Here is an 18,136-nt window from a genome sequence, read left to right as displayed (position 1 = left end):
GATTGGTGAAGAAGATCCTGAAGCGACATATGAGGATGAAGGGGCTGTCGTTGTGGCTGATCTTGCTTGCGACGTTCAACGTCGCGCACGCCGATGACACCGCCTTCAAGGTTGGTGTCACTACGCGCGATGTCAGACCGGCCGAGCCTTACGACTGGCGAGGGGCCAAGACGCACGTCCTCCGTGCGATGATCTGGTATCCGGCCGAGGCCGATGTGCAAGAGGAGCCGCAATGGATCGGCCCGCCTTTCGTTCCATACTTCAGCGCCGGGCGGGCTGCCCCTGACGCGGTGCCTGCGGCCGGGTTGAAGCGTCCGCTCATTTTGCTCTCTCACGGCGCCGGCGGGACCGCGGCGGGGATCGGCTGGCTCGGCACGGCGCTCGCCGCCCACGGCTTTATCGCGGTCGCAGTCGATCATCCCGGCAACAACGCCCGGGAGAATACCGTCGACGGCTTTTCGCTGTGGTGGCTGAGGGCCGTCGATCTCAGCGTGACTCTTGATGCTATGCTCGATGATAAGACCTTTGGCAGTCGGATCGATCCCGCTCGCATCGGCGCCGCCGGTCATTCCGCCGGCGGCTACACTGTCATCGCGATCGGGGGCGGCATCACCGATCCGGCGGAGTTCCAGGCGTTCTGTCGCTCGCCGCGCGCCGACGAATCGTGCAAGCCGCCGCCGGAATCGTCCGACCTGCAAAAAAGAAGGTTGGTGCGCCTGAACTCGGATCCCGAATTCCGCCAACGCTACGCCGGTGCCACCCGATCCTATCGCGATGAACGTATTCGTGCCGCCTTCGTCATGGCACCGGGGCTGGTGCCGATGTTCACGCCGGAGAGCCTCGGTCGGATCTCGCTTCCAGTTGCGATCATCAGCGGCGATGCCGACGAGATCGTGCCGCCGGCATCCAATGCCTCGGCTCTCGCCAAAGAGATCCCACATGCGACGCTGAAGCTCGTCCCGCACGCCGGCCACTATGTGTTCTTTGGCACGTGCACCCTGGCGGGACGCGTGATGCTCCGAGCTGCCTGCCGCGACCCGGAGGGTGTCGACCGCGAGGCGGTCCACGCCGAAACGGTGCGATCGGCGATCGATTTCTTCACGGCGCATCTACGCTGAGCGTGGAAGCCAAATTCTCTTCCATTAGCCGTGCACCGCACTTCTGAACGCCGCCGACAGCGCCGCCAACGCATGGCCCCGTCCGTCCTTCGCTCGCGTGTGAAGCAGCACCGGCAGGCGCGGCAGATCGGCCAGCCCGAGCTTGGGCCTGACATCGACAGCGCCGAACGGTAACGTCTGCGGAGCCAGGGCAGCAAACGCCGAGCCCCGCCATGACGGCCGCGGCCTCGCGTTGTCCGCATGGCGTCAGCCGCGAGCGTGAAGCTGCCAGGCTCGGCGATACGGACGAAAACCCGGACGGCATCCAGGTCGAGGGGCGGTTCAGTCATCTTGAAGCGTTATCACTGAAATCAATATCGATAACGTACCAAAATAGTCGGCATCCGACTAACGTGCGGGAACAAGAAAGGACCCGCGATGCCGCTCATTCACATCTCTCTCCGTGCCGGCAAGCCGGACGCCTACCGGCAGGCGATCTTCGACAGCCTTTACCGCGCGATGCGCGATGCGCTTGATGTGCCTGAAGACGATCAGTTCATGACGATCACCGAGCATGAGCCTGCGAACTTTCGCTACGGCTCGGCCTTCGGCGTCGCCCGCAGCGACGATCTCGTGTTCATCCGGATCACTGTGCTCGACACCCGCACCGTGGAGCAGAAGAAAGCCCTGTTCCGGCGCATCGCGGAACTGCTTGGTGAAAGCCCCGGCATTCGGCCGGAGGATGTATTCGTGAACGTTCTCGACGCTCCAACAGAGAACTGGTCTGTCGGTCACGGACTTGTCCAATTCGCGTGAGGTCGTTCAGGGCGCGCGTTCACGCCATCGCCGGCATGTACTCCGCGGCGGCCGCAAGGCACGGCGCCACCACGAGCTCGAGCTGCTGGCGAAGCCAGCGATGCATCGGGTCGTCCTGATGACGCAAGTGCCAGACCATGTACATCGGCATGTCGGGGCATGCGACCGGCACCGGCGCCACGGCGAGCCCGCGCAGCAGATGCGCACGCAAAAGGCTCGGTAGTGTCGCGATCATCCGGCTGCCGCGCAGGAACGGCCCGATGCCGCCGAAGCCGGGCACTTGTGCGACGAAGCGCCTGACGATGCCTTGCTCGGCGAGCACGTCGTCGATATCGAGGCGGCGCTGCGGCTCGTACAGCACGGTGACGTGATCCGCAGCGAGATAGTCCTCCAGCGTCGTGGGCGCCTCGCGCTGTGTGGCGTCGTAAAACACGCGGTAGATATCCGTAAATAGCCGCTTCTGCAGAATGTCGCTGCCCGCCGGCGGCCGCGGCGTGATGATCAGCTCGCAGTGCTCCTCGCGCAGCAGCTCCGGCGCCGGTGCGCCCGAGCGGATCACGCGCAGCCGCAGGCCCGGCGCCTGCGCGCGCACATAGCGCAGGAAGGACGGCAGCAGGAGATCGCGCTGCAGATCGTTGGCCGCGATCGTCACCGCTTGCGAAATCCTGGCCGGGTCGAACACCGATGCATGGGAGAAACTTCTGAGGTCGTCGAGCAGAGCGCGGGCGCGAACGGCCAGCAATTGCGCATGCGCCGTCGGCACGATGCCGCGGCCGGATTTGACGAACAGCGGATCGCCGGTGATCGCGCGCAGCTTGTCGAGCAGGTGGCTCACGGCGGACTGAGTAACGCCGAGCCGCAGCGCGGCACGCGTCACCGAGCCTTCCTCGATCACGGCAAGCAGCAGCTGCAGCAGATGGCCGTCAAGGTCCAAATGATCGAATTGGCTCATGGATCAGATCGAAGGCGGCGCCTTTATTCCGGGAGGTAGCGTCGGAATAGTGCAGGGATGAGCGGCGCGGCGTTTGATCCAGCTCAAATCGCGCGTGCCACCATGCGATCAAGGGAGAGGACGATGCCCACACCGAGCGCCCGGCAGCCCGTGCCCGGCACCACCATCTTCGACGGCGAGCAGGCTCGCAAAGGCTATGCGCTGAACAAGATGTGCTACTCGTTCAACGAGGCCGCCAACCGCCGGGCCTTCGTCGAAGACGAAGACGGCTATTGCGCCAAATACGGCCTGAACCCGCAGCAGCGCGAGGCGATCAGGAGCCGCAACGTGCTTCAGCTGATCGAGGCCGGCGGCAATGCCTATTACCTCGCCAAGTTCGCCGGTATTTTCGGGCTCGACATGCAGGACATCGGCGCGCAGCAGACCGGGCTCACCAAGGAACAGTTCAAGGCCAAGCTCTTGGCGGCAAGGGGATAGGGGGCTCACATGGCCAAGATCGTAGGATGCATCACCACCTCGCACGTGCCCGCCATTGGCGGTGCGATCGCCAAGGGTCTGCAACAGGATCCCTATTGGAAGCCGTTCTTCGACGGCTTTCCGCACGTGCGCGAATGGCTCGGCAAGGTGAAGCCGGATGTCGTCGTGCTCGTCTATAACGACCACGGGCTGAACTTCTTCCTGGACAAGATGCCGACCTTTGCGGTCGGCGCCGCCGATGAATATCGCAACGCCGACGAAGGCTGGGGCATTCCGCAGACGGCGCCGTTCAAGGGCGATTCCGAACTGTCCTGGCATCTGATCGAGCATCTGGTGGCGGAGGATTTCGACCTCACGACCTGCCAGGAGATGGTGGTCGATCACGCCTTCACGCTGCCGATGGCGCTGTGCTGGCCGGACCAGAAATGGCCGGTGCGCGTCGTGCCGGTCGTGGTCAACACGGTGCAGGCGCCGCTGCCGTCGGCGGCGCGCTGCTACAAGCTCGGGCAGGCGCTGGCGCGGGCGATCGAGTCCTGGCCTGGGGATGAGCGCGTCGTCATCATGGGTACCGGCGGGCTGTCGCATCAGCTCGACGGCGAGCGCGCCGGCTTCATCAACAAGGATTTCGACCTGAAGTTCATGGACAGCATGGTCAACGATCCGGCCTGGGCGACGAAATATTCGACCACCGAGCTGGTCGAGCTGTCCGGCACGCAAGGCGTCGAACTGCTGAACTGGATGGTCGCGCGCGGCGCGTTGCCCGAGAAGGTGCGCAAGGAGCATGCGAACTACCACATCCCGATCTCGAATACCGCGACCGGACTGATGGTGCTGGAGCCCGCGTGACGTTCTTCCTCTTCCCGCCTGCGGCATGGCCACGGCGTATGAGGACTTAAGCTTATGGTCATCTGTCTCCGCGTCGTCATGCCCGGGACAAGCCCGGGCATGACGAGTAACTAATTGATATGCTTGTTTATGAGGGAGGCGAGCGCACCCATTCGCCTCGGACCGATGTGGCCCGAGCGCTAGACTAGATCGCCTGGTCGCCGCCGCCTTCCGTCTCGCCCTCGATCTCGGCGAGGGCGCGGTTGAGAATGTCGCTGACGCGCTTGGTCTCGTCCTCGCTCCAGCCGGAAGCATGGAAGGCGAGCGCCATCTTCAGGGTCTGCATGGCCTGGAAGACTTGTTCCGGCGGCCGCATGCCGCCCATGGTCCGCGCCATGATGCGCAAACGGCTCAACAGGCCTTCGATCGCCGCGGCGTCATCCTTCAAGACTTGCCGCCCGGCCTCGGTGATCGCGAACAGCTTCTTGCCGCCGTCGCTCGGCGTCGCTTCGATCTGGCCGAGATCTTCGAGCAGGCTGAGGATCGGATAGACCGATCCGGGGCTCGGCGAATAGGCGCCGCCGACGAGCTGCTCGACCGCCTTGATCAGGTCGTAGCCGTGGCGCGGCTTCTGGCCGATCAGCCAGAGCAGGAGGGCGCGCAGATCGCCGGGTCCGAAGAAGCGCCCGCCGCCGCCGCGGCCGAACTCCTCGCGCGGACCACGGCCGCCGCGTCCAAAGAAGCCAGGGCCGCGATGTCGGCCAGCGCCGGGGCCGCGCTCGCCGAGCCTCGCTTCGTCGGCGCCGTGGTGACAGCCGTGACCATGTCGGCCCTGGTACTCCCAGCCTCGGTCGTCGCGCTCGTCATGTCGGCTGCCGTACCGGAAACCCCAGTGATGGCGATGATGTCTCATGTGAGATAGCCTCCGTTATACATAAACGATATATCGTTTAACGGCTTCATTTGTCAATGCCATCGGAGAGGATTTGCCGAGAGATACTCCAAGTCTTTGAAGTAAATGACAAAATAAAAGGGGCGCCTGCTGGGCGCCCCTTTTGATGCTGGTTGGATCAGGTCGTCCGCAAAGCGCCGCTTAATGCGTCGCGCCCGCTGGCAGAGCCTCGGCATGGGCCTCGGTGTGCGCGCCGCGCCGGGCGATCAGTGCGTAGGCGACCGGCACCACGAACAGCGTGAACAGGGTGCCGATGGCGAGTCCGGTCGCGATGACGAGGCCCATATTGTAGCGCGACACTGCGCCGGCCCCGCTCGCCGTGATCAGCGGGATCACGCCGAGCACCATCGCCGCCGTTGTCATCAGGATCGGCCGCAGCCGGATCGACGCGGCCTCGATGATGGCCTCGTTGCGATCCTTGCCTGCTGCGCGCAGCTCGTTGGCGACCTCGACCATCAGGATGCCGTGCTTGCTCACCAGCCCCATCAGCGTCACCAGGCCGACCTGGGTGTAGATGTTGATGCTGGCGCCGCCGATGCCGAGGCTGATGAACATCAGCGCGCCCGCCAGCGACATCGGCACCGAGACCAGGATGATCACGGGATCGACGAAGCTGTTGAACAGGGCAGCCAGCGCCAGGAAAATGATGATCAGCGCGAACACGAAGGTGGTAACGAAGCCGCCGGATTCCTGCTCGAGCTGCCGCGACGCCCCGCCATAGTCGATCGAGTAGCCCACCGGCAGCGACTTCGCGAGACCCTTCAAGGTCGCCAGCGCGTCGCCCATCGCAACACCGGGCATCGCCACGCCGGAGATCGTTGCCGCGTTGATCTGCTGGAAGTGGTTTCGCGATTCCGGAATGGTCTTGTGTTCGAGATGCGCGACCGTCGAGAGCGGCACCATCGAATTGTCGCTGGCGCGGATGTAGTAGTTGAGCAGCTGATCGGTGGTGAGGCGGTCGTTCTGCTTCACCTGCGCGATCACCTTGTAGGAGCGGCCGTCCAGGCTGAAGTAGTCAATGTAATTGCCGCCCAGCATGGTGGCGAGCGCACCGCCGAGATCGCTCATCTTCAGGCCGAGATCGGCGGCTTTTTCGCGGTCGAACACGACCGTGGTCTGCGGCTTGTCGATCTTGAGGTCGTTGTCGAGGAAGATGAACTGGCCGCTCGCCAGCGCCTTGGCCATGAAGTCGCGTGCGACATCGTTGAGCTCGTCGAACGAGCCGGTGGTGCCGATGACGAACTGGATCGGCAGGCCGTTGCTGCCGGGCAGGGGCGCCGGCTGGAACGCGACCGAGCGGGTGCCGGCAATGGTGTTGAGCAGCTGCTGGAACTCCGGCTGCAAGGTCTTGGTGGTCGCCGTGCGCTGATCCCATGGCTTGAGCACCCAGCCGCCAATCACCTGGGTGGAGGTATCGATCTGGAAGACGGTCTTGGTTTCGGGGCGATTGGCGATGAGATCATTCAGCTGCTGATCGTAGAACAGGCGCTGCTCCAGCGTCGCCGATGGAGAGGCGTAAGTCAGAGAGAGCACGACGCCCTGATCCTCGTCCGGCGCGAGCTCGCTGGTGGAGCTCGAATAGAGCCAGGGGATCATGGCGAGCAGCAGCAGGGCAAACACGGCCACCACCGGCTTCATCCGGAACATCGCCTCGAGACGACGGCGATAGGCGCCGGCGAGCCATTCCATCACGTGATCGATGGCGCGCACCAGGCGGGCTTCGAGATTGGTCGCGTCACGCTCGGTCCGCCGCAACAGCCAGGCGCAATTCATCGGCGACAGCGTCAATGCGATCACCGCCGAGACCGTCACGGCGCCGGCCAGCGTGAACGCGAACTCGGTGAACAGCGCGCCGGTCAGGCCGCCCTGGAAGCCGACCGGGACATAGACGGCGATCAGCACCACGGTCATGGCGATGATCGGGCTCGCCAGGGCGCGCGCCGATTGGATCGCGGCCTCGACCGGCGTTTCGCCCTCGTCGATCAGGCGGTGCACGCTTTCCACCACGATGATGGCGTCGTCGACCACGAGGCCGATCGCGAGCACCAAAGCGAGCAGGGTGAGCAGGTTGATGGAAAAGCCCATCAAGAGCATCAGCGCGAAGGTGCCGATCAGGGACAGCGGGATCGCAATGATCGGGATCAGCACCGAGCGCCACGAGCCGAGGAACAGGAAGACCACGACGATGACGATGCCGATGGCTTCCGCCAACGTATGGACCACTTCACTGATCGAAGAGTTCACGAAATCGGTGGAGTCGTAGATGATCTCGCTGTTGATGCCGTTCGGCAGCTGCTTCTGCAGGTCCGGAAACACCGCCTTCACGCCGTTGACGACGTCGAGCAGGTTGGCGGTCGGCGCCACCTGGATGCCGATATAGACCGCGGTCTTGCCGTTGAAGCGGGTGGCGGAATCATAATCATCATTGCCGAGCGTGACGCGGGCGACGTCCTGCAGACGGATGATGGCGCCGTTGACCTGCTTGACGACGAGATTGCGGTATTGCTCCAGCGAATGCAGATTGGTCGCCGCGGCCAGATCGACCTGCACCAGCCGGCCCCGCGTCGTTCCGAGACCGGAGATGTAGTCGTTGCCCGACAGCGCGGCTGAGACGTCGCTCGCGGTCAGGCCATAGGCGGCGAGCTTGTCCGGATCGAGCCAGGCGCGCAGCGCGAATTTCTTGGCCCCGAGCAGCTCGGCGGTCTGCACGCCCGCGACTGCCTGCAGCTTGGGCTGCACCACGCGGGTCAGGTAGTCGGTGACCTGGTTCGGCGCCAGCACGTCGCTGGCAAATCCGATATACATCGCGTCGATGGTCTGGCCGACCTTCAACGTCAATGTCGGCTGCTGCGTGCCGGAGGGCAGCTGGTTGAGCACCGAGTTCACCTTGGCGTTGATCTCGGTCATCGCCTTGCCGGAGTCGTAGTTCAGCCGCAGGTTCACGGTGATGGTGCTGGCGCCGGTCACGCTGGTCGACGTCATGTAGTCGATGCCGTTGGCCTGGGCGATCGCGTTTTCGAGCGGCGTGGTGATGAAGCCGGCGATGATGTCGGAATCCGCGCCAGCATAGGTGGTCGAGACCGTGACGATGGCGTTCTGGGTACGCGGATATTGCAGGATGGGCAGCGTCGTCATCGAGCGCAGCCCGAGCACGACGATCAGGGCGCTGACCACGAGCGCCAGCACGGGCCGGCGGATGAAGATGTCAGTAAAGCGCATAACGGGGGCTCTCAATCCGTCGCTTGGGAGACGATGCCGGTCTTATTGATCGACGATATCAGGCGCGGTCTCCGCGACCGGCACGTGGGAATTGTCGACCTTGACCGGACTGCCGTTGCGCAGCTTGAGCTGACCCGCGATCACCACCGTCTCGCCCGCTTTCACGCCTTCGGTCACGACGATGTGGTCACCTTTGGCCGGCTTGGTCTTGACGAACATCTGCCGCGCGATGCCCTGGCCGTCCTTCAGATTGTCGACGACATAGACGAGATCGCCATAGGGGTTGTTGACGACAGCAGTCAGCGGCACGGTGACGAGCTGTTCCGGTTTGCCGACGGCAATCTCGACCTTGGCGAACATGCCGGGCAGCAGGCGGGCGGGGTCGTTGTGTAACGTCGCGCGCACCTGCACATTGCGGCTGGTCGAATCCACTTTCGAGTTGATGGCGCTGATCTGTCCGGTGAAGCGCTCACCGGGATAAGCATCGACCTTCGTCGTGACATCCTCGCCGATCTTGATGACTTCGAGCGCCTGCTGCGGCAGGTAGAAATCGACATAGATCGGGTCGAGGCTCTGCAGCGTGACGATGCTGGTGCCGGCGCTCAGATACTGCCCGAGGTCGACGGCGCGAATGCCGAGCCGGCCGGCGAAGGGAGCTTTCAGCGTCTTCTGCTCCACGATCGCCTTCTGCTGCTCGACCAGCGCCTGGGCATTCTTCAGATTTGCCTTGTCGCTGTCGAGCGTCGCCTGGCTCACCGCGCTGAACTTGATCTGCTCTTGGTCGCGCTTGAGCACGATCGCGTAATTCTCGGCGGTCGCCTCCAGCGACTGCAGCTTGGCGATGTCGTCGGTCGCGACGAGCTGCAACAGCGGCTGGCCTGCTGCGACCGTATCACCGGAGTTGAACTGGATGTTCTGCACGATGCCGGAGGCTTGTAGCGCAAGATCCGCGCCGTTGACGGCGCGCAGGGATCCGACGGCGGTCAAGGAGGACTGCCAGGGCGCCGTGGCGGCGACGACAGTGGAGACGGTTTGCGGTGGGTTGGCCATGGCACCAATCGCCTTCTTGATCATGACGCCTTTGAAGACCTGGAAGCCGTAGAGGCCGCCGAACAAGAGGCCCATCACGGCGAGCATGATTGTCATGCGTTTGATCATCGCATTGCTTCCTGGGAATTGCGGTCGGGACCTGAGAAATAGCCGGGGTTTGCGCGCGGCACGGAATCCGGCGTCTGATCGTTGCGTTTCCACCAGCCGCCGCCGAGCGACTGGAACAGCGCCGCGGTGTCGGTGAAGCGCGTCGCCTGGGCCTTGATTCGGGTCACGCGCGCGTTGAGATAGTTCTGTTGGGCGGTGATGACGTTGGCGTAAGGAATCGCACCGGTCTTGAACTGCTCGATCGACATCGCAAGGCTGTCGGCGGTGGCTTTCTCCGCGGCGGCATCGGCCTTCAGCGCCTCGGCGTCGTATTGGACGGCACGCAGTGAGTCCGCGACGTTCTGGAACGCGGTGATCACAGTGCTCTTGTACAACGACAGATCCTGCTCGAAGGTCGCGACATCCGCTTCCTTGGTGTGATAGAGCGTGCCGCCGTCGAACAGCTTCTGCGTGACGCTCGAGGCCGCGCTCCAGACGATCGTGGTCGGCGTGAACAGCCGCTCCGGCGCGTTCGCGCCGTAGCTGCCGGACAGTGTGACCTGCGGCAAGAGGTCGGCGACACCGACGCCGACCGTGGCGGTCGCCTTGTGCAGCGTCGACTCGGCCTGGCGGATATCGGGTCGCTGCCGGACCAGCGAGGAGGGCAGCGAGACCGGAAGCCGGCCGGGCAGACGCAACTCGGCGAGGGTCACGTGCTCGCCGCGGTCCTGGCTCGGCAGCCGACCGAGATAGGCCATCAGCTGATTGCGCTGCTGGGCCAATTGTTTCTGCAGCGGCGCCAGCGTGGCTTTGGCCTGCGCCAGCGTCGATTCCTGCGACAGCACGTCGGCCTTGGTCACCGCACCGACATCGAACTGGCGCTGGATGCGGGTCAGCTGATCGGTCTCGGCCTTGATGATGTCTTCCGTCGCGGCGATCTGATCGCGCAGAGATGCGTCGGTGATCGCTGATGTCACCACATTGGCGGTCAGCGCCAGATAAGTCGCTTCGAGCGTGAAGGCCTGGTAGTCGGCTTGCGCCTGAAGCGATTCGACTTGGCGTCGCGTGCCGCCCCAGAGATCGAGCGTGTAGGATACGCTGACCGAGGCGTTGTAGAGGGTGTAGTTGGATGTCTGACCCGGCCACGCGCCCTGCTGTGTGGTCGAGCTCTGATCATGTTCCGCCGACCCGGTGGCCGAAATCTGCGGAAACAGTGATCCCTGCTGCGACAACGCGTTTTCGCGCGCCGCGCGCAGTGCGAACTGGGCGGCCCGAACGTCCGGATGATTGCGAATGGCTTCTTCGACAAAGGCATTGATTTGTCGGGAGCGAAGCAGCGTCCACCAATGCCCGGGCAGATCGGCGCCCGGCGCAAAGCCCTGCGCGTTGCCGCCCGGCGTCGCCGCGCTTGCTGTCGTCGGCAGACGACGCTCGCTGACATAGCCGGTGACATCGGGCGCCGCCGGTGCAACGAAGTCCGGACCGACTGCGCATGACGCCAGCAGCATCCCAGGCAGCAGGATGCCGGCCGAGCGGCCGCATCTGCGCATGCGGTCGGTGCGCCATACCACACAGGGTTGAGGTGGAGCAGTCATAAAACTAAACCGTTTTGTTTCTGTTGCGGCAACATGCGTTGTGGCCTAAGTGGAGTCAAGTCACAAGGGTGCCAGGAGGAACATGCCCACATCCAAGCTCCAAGCAGCAGCCTCGCAACGCGTGGCGGACGAGCCCGATACCGTCGAGACGACACGCGCCGATCGCAAGCACCGCCAGATTCTCGACAGCGCGCGCACGCTGTTTCTCGCGCATGGATTCGATCCGACCAGTGTGGATGCGATCGCGCGCCACGCGCGCGTTTCGAAAGCGACGCTCTACTCGCACTTTCAGGACAAGGAGACATTGCTGCTTGCGCTTGTCGAGGACGAGTGCCGGAACGTCGGCGGACCCTTGTGGAAGCCCCATGACGGCCCGATCGAACTGGAGAAGGAGCTGCGTGCGATCGCGCGAAGCTTCCTGTCCTTCTTCATGGACGGCCGGGGCCTGGCGATGCACCGACTGATCATGTCCTGCGCGTCACGATATCCCGAGATTGCCGATGTCTTCATGAAGGTTGGCCCGGACCGCTGCGATGCAGAGGTTGCGGCCTTCTTGCGCGCGGCGCAGGCGCAAGGCCTGTTGCACATTCCCGACATAGCGCTCGCCGCGATGCAGTTTCTGTCACTCATCCAGGGCCGGCTGATTCTGAAATGGTCGCTGTCAATGCAGTCGCCGAGCCCCGCCGAATACCGCATGCTGGTCGATGGAGGCATCAAGGTCTTTCTTGCAGCCTATAGAGCGGCTGATCGCAAGCCGCATGCGTGCGCCACCCGAACACGGCGGCAATGAACGCCGCCCCTTAACTAATGGCTGATTCGCAAAGCCAGCGCATCCGGGTTCGCCCGGAGCGCTGTTCGCGTCAGGTGATGGACGATGCGATCGCTGATCGTACAGGCAGATCGCGCTGACGATTCGGCCGCCGCAGCCGGCGGCGGCTCCAGATCAGGACACCGGTGACGAGCAGGGCGAGCAGCGCCAGCGAGATCAACAGGTTGGCGGCGCTGCCGATCAGCGACCAATTGCCTTCGTGCAACAGCCGTGGCCAGTTGCGCGGCAGGGCTGTCATGCCGTCCGCGGTCACGGCGTAGTTGCGCAATTCATCGCCTTCGATGACTCGCGCCATAATCCGTCCGCCGCGGTTGCCGATCGAGTTGACCGCTGCGAGATCATGGTCTCGGGCGACGATCGCAACGGCCTCCGGCAGAGAGATGCGTGTGCCCGGCGCCGCTGCGCCGCCGCTCTGGAACGTCAGCCCGAACGCCATGCACAGGCCGGTGAGCGGACTCAGCAGGATCAGCGGCAGGGTGAACCAGGCGATGCCCTTGTGCCAGCCGGACAGCGTTTTGCGCAGCCTCGGCAGTCCCATCAAGATGCCGATCAGCATCACGATGGCCATGGCGGCGGTGGAAGCGATCACCAGCCAGGACATCGCGATCAGATGCTCGTGCATCATGCGCGCCCATCTGAACAGGCTCGACGTCATCGGCTTCGACGTCAAGCCGCCGTTGGTCAGATCGATTTCGGCGCCCGGGGTGCCCTGCAAGGTCAGATGCTGTGCCGCTGCGTCGATGGTGATGCCGCGCGCCTTGCCGTCAGGATCATACTGCCGGATCAGGTCGATCACGCGTGTCGCATCGATCGCTTGCGGTTTCACCGCTGCGACCTGGACCATCGGCTCGAATGACAGGATCAGGCCGGTCGTAATGATCAGGAGCAGTGGCACTGCGAACGTCAGGCTGATCCAGCGGTGCAGCTTGAGCAGAAATTGCTTGTTCATCGTCGTCTCCCGAAGGATCGTCGCCATCCTGCGACGCGATCGTGCTGCCCTGCTGCGCGCTTCCTCCCCGCCTGTTTGTGTAGCCGCCGTTTCTGTTCGTGTCTGTTAGTTGTGACCGGCTGGCACAGCGACTCGATTGCTGTGCCACAGAACTAGTGGAGCGACGGCGGCTGGAGAAGAACAAAGATATTAATTTTGCGTCATGCGCCGCTTGATCTGCATCATATCCGATGCAGTTGCGATCCGTCCTATTAAGCGAGAACGATTCTCAATTCGTCGCAGCCGGCACCTCGCCGGCGTTGAGCACCCGCTTGAGGCGCTCGTGATCGAGCGCATTCTCCCAGCGCGCGATGACCACGGTGGCGACCGCATTGCCGATCAGGTTGGTCGGCGTCAGGCCCTGCGACATCAGCCGGTGGATGCCGAGCACCAGCGCGACGCTCGCAACCGGTATCGTGCCGGTGGCGGCGAGCGTTGCGGCGAGCACGACGAAGGCGGCGCCAGCGATGCCGGCAGCGCCCTTGGATGTGACCAGCAGGATGATCAACAGGCCGATCTGGTGCTCGATATCAAGATGCGTGTTGGTGGCCTGCGCCAGGAACACGGCTGCCGTCGCGAGGTAGAGGCAGGTGCCGTCGAGATTGAATGAATAGCCGGTCGGGATCACGAGTCCGACGATGCTGCGTTCGCAGCCCAATGCTTCCATCTTGGCGAGCATGCGCGGCAGCACGGTCTCGGACGAGGTGGTGGCGATGCAGACCAGGATCTCGTCCCTGATGTAGCGGATCAGCTTCCACAGGCTGAAGCCGGAGAGAGCGGCGATCGGCCCGAGCACGACCGCGATGAAGAGGATGCAGGTCACGTAGAAGCCACCGAGCAGGCGGCCGAGGGAGGAAAGTGATCCGAGTCCGAACTTGCCGACGGTGAAGGCGATCGCGCCGAAGGCGCCGAGCGGGGCCGCCCACATCACGATCCGTACGATGCCGAAGATCATCTGTCCGCCGACGTCGATCACGTCGGTGACGACCTTGGCGCGCTCGCCGAGCCAGATCAGCGCGAAGCCGCAGAGAACGGAGATGAACAGCACCTGCAGGATGTTGCCTTCGGCGAAGGCGCCGACGAAGCTGTGCGGAATGATGTTGAGCAGGAACGGCACCAGGCCGACCGCCGCCGTCTGCTTCACATAGGGCTCGACCACGCTGGCGTTTATGGTGGCGGGGTCGATATTCATGCCGGCGCCGGGCTGCCACAGGTTCACCGCTGCAAGCCCGATGATCAATGCGAAGGTCGTGATCACCTCGAAATAGATCAGCGCCTTGACAGCGACGCGGCCGACCCTGGCCATGTCGGCCATATGCGCGATGCCGTTGACCACGGTGCAGAAGATGATCGGCGCGATCAGCATCCGGATAGCCTTGATGAAGGCATCGCCCAGCGGCTGCATCTGAGCCCCGAGCTCGGGCCTGACAGCGCCGAGCACGATGCCGGCGGCCATCGCGATCAGCACCTGGATCCACAGCTCCTTCCACCAGGCGCGGCGCGGACTGCTTTTGCTCTCGGCAGCCAGGGTCGATGCGGTCATCACCAGTTCTCGTCAGGGTTTGCTTGTCGCCATGCGCCGACACCGCGCTGCGGGTGGGCCAGCCTTCATTAAAGCTTCGGGCAGGGGCGTCAAATCCGATGCACGATCCGGCCGAGGGACGCCGGTTCCGAAAGCGGAGGGCGGCCGGCAAGCGTGGCGGCGCCGGGAAAGGACAATGGAACGAGCCCCGTGCGTTACGGTTGGCATTGCAGCGGAGACGCTCGTTTGCGAGTCTCAGGTGTAAGTTTTGGGGGTGAACCTTGGGCCCCGGTCGCGCCGCATGCCGAGAATGATACAATCACAGGGACATTCCGTTTTTTGAAGGTCGCTGAGATTGTGTTTTGGAGCGAAAGTCTTTCCTACCGTCCGGATGGTGGTCGGGCGTCTTGATCGCGCGATAACCTTTGCGGGATGAAGAAGGAATTCGTGCTTGTTCGCTGGAAAATAGCGGGTTATGGCCTCAGATGAGGCCGATCCATAGAATAAATGGCTGCTCGTGCTGTCGACATTCGCACACATCATCGATCGCAAGGGGCCTAACCGGTTTGTGACCAGGCTGCGCGCGCTGCTGCGCAGCAACGAGTTTTACCTGATTCCGTTGGCGCTGGTGATCGGGGTTGCGACGGGGGCCACCGTGACGGTGATCACTCTGCTCGCGCAGTTTGCCCATGTGTTCATCTTCGGCATTCCGATCGACGTCCGCCTGAGCGCCAACTCCTGGGTCAATCCCGTGATTGCAGTGATTGCGCCTGCCTGCGGCGGCTTGGTGCTCGGTATCATGGAATGGCTGCGCCGGCGCTGGAAGCTCGGCGCCGCCGTCGACCCGGTCGAGGCCAACGCGCTGCGTGGCGGACGGCTGTCCATGCGCGACAGCGTGGTGGTGACCGGCCAGACGCTGGTCTCCAATGGCTCCGGCGCATCTGTCGGCCTCGAGGCCGGCTACGCCCAGATCGGCGCCGGCCTAGCGTCGCTGCTTGGACAATATCTGACGCTCCGGCGCAATGACATGCGCCTGATTGTCGGCTGTGGCGCGGCGGCTGCGATCGCCGCGGCCTTCGGCGCGCCGATCACCGGCGCCTTCTATGCCTGCGAGCTGATCGTCGGCGTCTATGCCGTCGGCAGCGCGGCGCCGATCCTGGCCGCTTCGCTATCCGGCGCACTGACCTCGCAATATCTCGCCGGCGCACCCTATTCGTTGGAGATCGCCAAGGTTGGCTCGGTCGGGCTCGAGCAATATCTGGCCTTCATCGTGCTGGCCCTGATCGTCAGCGGCATCGGCATCGTCGTGATGCGCTCCTCGCCGGCGGTCGAACGGTTGTTCGTACGGATTCCGGTCTGGCTGAGGCCCGCGATCGGCGGCGTCTGCGTCGGCGCGATGGCGATCGTCACGCCGCAGGTGTTGGCGGCCGGTCACGGCGCCATGCTACTCGACCTGCATCGCGAGATGGCGGCCGGCATGATCGCCACCATCATCGTGCTCAAGCTCGCGGCCTGCCTGATCTCGCTGGCCTCCGGCTTTCGCGGCGGCCTGTTCTTCGCCTCGCTGTTCATCGGCAGCCTGCTCGGCAAATTGTTCGCCGCGCTGCTCGCCATCGTCCTTCCAAGCTTCGCCGTCGATCCCATGGTGGCGATGCTGACCGGCATGGCGACGCTGGGCGTGGCGATCGTCGGCGGTCCGCTGACCATGTCGTTCCTGGTGCTGGAGATGACGCGCAGCGTCGACGTCACCGCGGTGGTTTTGGCCGCCTGCATCGTCACCAGCATCTGCGTCCGCTTCATGTTCGGGCATTCGTTCTCGACTTGGCGCCTGCATCTGCGCGGCGAGACCATCCGCAGCGCCAACGATGTCGGCTGGCTGCGCAACCTGACGGTCGAGCGCCTGATGCGCACCGACGTCGCCAAATGTCCGACCTCCACCACGATCGCGGCTGCGCGGCGCGAATTCGTGCTCGGCTCGCGCCAGGCGATCATTGTCGTCAACAACAGTGACGATTATTGCGGGCTGGTGTCGTTGCCGGACCTGTTCTCCGGGGAGCTTGATTCGATCGCGGACGACATCCAGGTGGTCGAACTCGCCAAATATATCGATGTCGCGTTGCTGCCCGAAATGAATGTCAAGACCGCGATGAAGATCTTCGACGACGAGGGCGCAGAGGTGCTCGCGGTGCTGGAATCCGAGAACAGCCGCAAGGTGATCGGATTCCTCACCGAATCCTTCGCGCGCCGCCGCTATGTCGAGGAGATCGACCAGGCGACGCGTGGCGTGCTGGGTGCGCTGTCGTAAGGGCGTCACGCGCGCAATATGTGATCTCGTCAGCAGGAACATTGGCGGCAACCGCGGCTTGAGGGGCGATGACGCGCAACGACGATATGGTGGGATGCGTTCGGGCTTTGGTTGCAGCGGCAGTTGCCGGGCTGACGATCGCCGCAGCCGCAGCCGAGCCCGCCGTGCTCAAGGGCAAGGATGCGTTCGGCAGCTGGCAGAACGATGTACCCGGCACCATCCGCCTGATCCGCCCCGAGGACCTGCCAAAGCCCGGCGCCACGCCATCGGCTGCCAATGTTTCGCGCGTGGTGGCGCGGCCGGCTTCTGCCACACCGCAGGCCCCGGAAGGATTCAAAGTCGCGCTGTTCGCCGAAGGTCTGAGTGGACCGCGCATCATGCGCGTGGCGCCCAACGGGGATGTCTTCGTCGCCGAGACGCGTGCGAACCGTATCCGCGTGCTGCGCCCGAGCGACGACGGATCGAAGCCGGCTTCCAGCGAGATCTTCGCCGACAGGCTCAATCACCCGTTCGGCATCGCATTCTTTCCAGCAAAGGACCCGCAATGGGTTTACGTCGCCAACACCGGCAGTGTGGTGCGCTTTCCCTATCACGCGGGCGACATGAAGGCCTCCGGCGCGCCGGAGACGGTGGTTGCCAATCTGCCGGCCGGTTATGGCCATTCCACCCGTGACATCGTGTTCACGCCGGACGGCAAGCGCATGCTGGTGTCGGTCGGCTCCGTCGGCAATGCAGGGGAAGGGATGGGCGAGCCGCCGGGCGGCCTCGCGGCATGGAGCAGCGCGCATACGCTCGGCGCCGCCTGGGGCGAAGAGACCAACCGCGCCGCCGTCCTTGCCTTCGATCCGGACGGCAAGAATCAGACGCTTTACGCCGCTGGCATCCGCAACTGCGTCGGCCTCGCGATCCAGCCCGCGACCGGCGCGCCCTGGTGCTCGACCAATGAGCGCGACGGGCTCGGCGACAATCTCGTGCCTGATTATGTGACCAGCGTGAAGGAGGGCGGGTTCTACGGCTGGCCCTGGTACTATATCGGCGACAATCTGGACACGCGGCATGAGGGGGCGCGGCCCGATCTGAAGGGCAAGATCACCGTTCCCGACGTGCTGCTACAGGCGCACTCGGCCTCGCTCGGCCTGACCTTCTACGACGCCAGCCTGTTTCCCCCCGACTATCGCGGCGATGCCTTTGCCGCCGAGCACGGCTCCTGGAACAGGTCCAAGCGCACCGGCTACAAGGTGATCCGCATCCGCCTGAAGGATGGCAAGCCGACCGGTGAATATGAGGATTTCGTCACCGGCTTTGTCATCAATGACCGCGAGGTCTGGGGCAGGCCGGTCGGCGTCGCGGTCGCGCGCGACGGCAGCCTTTTGATCTCCGAGGACGGCAACGGCACGATCTGGCGCGTGAGCCGCTGATCCT

At 64.0% G+C, this 18,136-nt stretch carries 14 protein-coding genes; 7 read left to right on the top strand and 7 right to left on the bottom strand.

Annotated elements, in window-relative coordinates; all coding sequences use genetic code 11:
- The first annotated feature begins 5 nt into the window (after window positions 1–5).
- Together QXZ85_RS01055 and QXZ85_RS01050 are read left to right on the top strand one after the other, a co-directional pair.
- Window positions 6–1,118 carry an alpha/beta hydrolase family protein gene (locus tag QXZ85_RS01055; protein WP_315769272.1) on the top strand — a complete coding sequence of 371 codons (1,113 nt, stop codon included), beginning with the start codon at window positions 6–8 and terminating at the stop codon, window positions 1,116–1,118.
- Between the two features lie 417 nt (window positions 1,119–1,535).
- Window positions 1,536–1,913: a tautomerase family protein gene (locus QXZ85_RS01050; protein WP_315769271.1), complete on the top strand. Its 378-nt coding sequence runs from the start codon at window positions 1,536–1,538 to the stop codon at window positions 1,911–1,913.
- A 19-nt stretch (window positions 1,914–1,932) separates the two neighbouring features.
- On the opposite strand, the gene QXZ85_RS01045 is transcribed toward QXZ85_RS01050, so the two are convergent.
- The gene (locus QXZ85_RS01045) at window positions 1,933–2,865 is read right to left on the bottom strand and encodes a LysR family transcriptional regulator (protein WP_315741593.1); all 933 of its coding nucleotides are present in this window, start codon (window positions 2,863–2,865) and stop codon (window positions 1,933–1,935) included.
- A 123-nt stretch (window positions 2,866–2,988) separates the two neighbouring features.
- Here QXZ85_RS01045 and QXZ85_RS01040 point away from each other — a divergent pair, with 123 nt between their 5' ends.
- Both QXZ85_RS01040 and QXZ85_RS01035 read left to right on the top strand, forming a co-directional pair.
- A complete protein-coding gene (locus QXZ85_RS01040; RefSeq protein WP_315769268.1) occupies window positions 2,989–3,342 on the top strand; it encodes a protocatechuate 4,5-dioxygenase subunit alpha in 354 nt (117 codons plus the stop codon).
- 9 nt (window positions 3,343–3,351) lie between these two features.
- Window positions 3,352–4,188: a class III extradiol dioxygenase family protein gene (locus QXZ85_RS01035; protein WP_315707065.1), complete on the top strand. Its 837-nt coding sequence runs from the start codon at window positions 3,352–3,354 to the stop codon at window positions 4,186–4,188.
- A 184-nt stretch (window positions 4,189–4,372) separates the two neighbouring features.
- On the opposite strand, the gene QXZ85_RS01030 is transcribed toward QXZ85_RS01035, so the two are convergent.
- The 4 genes from QXZ85_RS01030 to QXZ85_RS01015 all read right to left on the bottom strand — a co-directional run bounded on the left by QXZ85_RS01030 (window position 4,373) and on the right by QXZ85_RS01015 (window position 11,025).
- The gene (locus QXZ85_RS01030; RefSeq protein ID WP_315707064.1) at window positions 4,373–5,080 is read right to left on the bottom strand and encodes a PadR family transcriptional regulator; all 708 of its coding nucleotides are present in this window, start codon (window positions 5,078–5,080) and stop codon (window positions 4,373–4,375) included.
- A 180-nt stretch (window positions 5,081–5,260) separates the two neighbouring features.
- Window positions 5,261–8,338, bottom strand: coding sequence for an efflux RND transporter permease subunit (locus tag QXZ85_RS01025; RefSeq protein WP_315707063.1), 3,078 nt, complete (start codon window positions 8,336–8,338; stop codon window positions 5,261–5,263).
- A gap of 42 nt (window positions 8,339–8,380) precedes the next feature.
- A complete protein-coding gene (locus tag QXZ85_RS01020; protein WP_315707062.1) occupies window positions 8,381–9,496 on the bottom strand; it encodes an efflux RND transporter periplasmic adaptor subunit in 1,116 nt (371 codons plus the stop codon).
- Entirely contained in the window at window positions 9,493–11,025 is a 1,533-nt protein-coding gene (locus QXZ85_RS01015; protein WP_315707061.1) for an efflux transporter outer membrane subunit, read from the bottom strand. The genes QXZ85_RS01020 and QXZ85_RS01015 overlap by 4 nt, the downstream gene beginning before the upstream one ends.
- Window positions 11,026–11,152: 127 nt before the next feature.
- Between QXZ85_RS01015 and QXZ85_RS01010 the strand changes: the two genes are divergently transcribed.
- A complete protein-coding gene (locus tag QXZ85_RS01010) occupies window positions 11,153–11,860 on the top strand; it encodes a TetR/AcrR family transcriptional regulator (RefSeq protein WP_315707060.1) in 708 nt (235 codons plus the stop codon).
- Between the two features lie 70 nt (window positions 11,861–11,930).
- Here the strand turns inward: QXZ85_RS01010 and QXZ85_RS01005 are convergent, their stop codons facing one another.
- Both QXZ85_RS01005 and dctA read right to left on the bottom strand, forming a co-directional pair.
- A complete protein-coding gene (locus QXZ85_RS01005) occupies window positions 11,931–12,848 on the bottom strand; it encodes a PepSY-associated TM helix domain-containing protein (RefSeq protein WP_315707059.1) in 918 nt (305 codons plus the stop codon).
- A 268-nt stretch (window positions 12,849–13,116) separates the two neighbouring features.
- Complete coding sequence (dctA, locus tag QXZ85_RS01000) at window positions 13,117–14,430, bottom strand: C4-dicarboxylate transporter DctA (protein ID WP_315707058.1); 1,314 nt, start codon at window positions 14,428–14,430, stop codon at window positions 13,117–13,119.
- A 496-nt stretch (window positions 14,431–14,926) separates the two neighbouring features.
- Here dctA and QXZ85_RS00995 point away from each other — a divergent pair, with 496 nt between their 5' ends.
- Complete coding sequence (locus QXZ85_RS00995; protein WP_315707057.1) at window positions 14,927–16,714, top strand: chloride channel protein; 1,788 nt, start codon at window positions 14,927–14,929, stop codon at window positions 16,712–16,714.
- Window positions 16,715–16,800: 86 nt separating this feature from the next.
- Window positions 16,801–18,132: a sorbosone dehydrogenase family protein gene (locus QXZ85_RS00990; RefSeq protein ID WP_315707099.1), complete on the top strand. Its 1,332-nt coding sequence runs from the start codon at window positions 16,801–16,803 to the stop codon at window positions 18,130–18,132.
- Window positions 18,133–18,136: the final 4 nt, after the last annotated feature.

Origin of the sequence: Bradyrhizobium sp. SZCCHNGR1005 (assembly GCF_032489995.1) — a bacterium.
GTDB lineage: Bacteria > Pseudomonadota > Alphaproteobacteria > Rhizobiales > Xanthobacteraceae > Bradyrhizobium.
Note: the sequence above shows the minus strand (reverse complement) of the source record. Positions and strands in the feature narration are given on the sequence as shown.